This window comes from Rhodococcus sp. IEGM 1318 (assembly GCF_033142465.1).
Classification (GTDB): Bacteria; Actinomycetota; Actinomycetes; order Mycobacteriales; family Mycobacteriaceae; genus Rhodococcus_F; species Rhodococcus_F qingshengii_B.
The window spans coordinates 1-536 of the sequence record NZ_JAWLSC010000062.1; the positions used below are offsets into that span (position 1 = coordinate 1).

The window sequence follows — 536 nt, forward strand, 5'->3', positions numbered from 1 at the left end:
CTGAAAGTCGACCCCGACCTCGGGTTGCCGATCCTGACGCCGTTGCGAGCAGATCCGTCCCGGTACGTGCAGGATTCGGTGGCGAACTGGATCAACGACGCAGCGAAGACGAATCCGGATTGGGCACGCACCCAATGCCGGCGATGGCTCACCGAATACGAAGCGAACGCGGCGACCGAACGGATCGCGCGCCGAGCTCTCCGCTCCCTCCATTAATCCCTGTCGAAAGGAAACCACATGACCGTCATCGAGATCGTCGAGTTCACCACCCATCCGAGCACCACGGCCGAAAACCTGAAGCGAGCATTGGACGCACTCGACCGAGAACTACCAGATATCGGTGGCTTCCAGTCACGAGAGTTGTATCGCGCTGCTGGAACAGACAACGGTTGGCTCCTCAAATACCGATGGGCCACACTCCTCGAAGCTCAAAACTCGATGAGTAAAGTTGCGCACACCGATGCCTTCGCCAACTTGATGGCATTGGTGGAGAACCCGGAAACGATGAAGATGAGCTACGGCATACCCGCCTAGAC

Annotated in this window: 1 protein-coding gene and 1 pseudogene; both read left to right on the top strand. The window is 58.2% G+C overall.

Going from position 1 to position 536, the window contains the following annotated elements:
* A pseudogene (locus R4P65_RS33070) lies at window positions 1-216 on the top strand (DNA alkylation repair protein); the annotation flags it as partial.
* A 21-nt stretch (window positions 217-237) separates the two neighbouring features.
* On the top strand, window positions 238-534 hold the full coding sequence (locus R4P65_RS33075; RefSeq protein ID WP_317829706.1) for a hypothetical protein: 297 nt from the start codon (window positions 238-240) through the stop codon (window positions 532-534).
* Window positions 535-536: the final 2 nt, after the last annotated feature.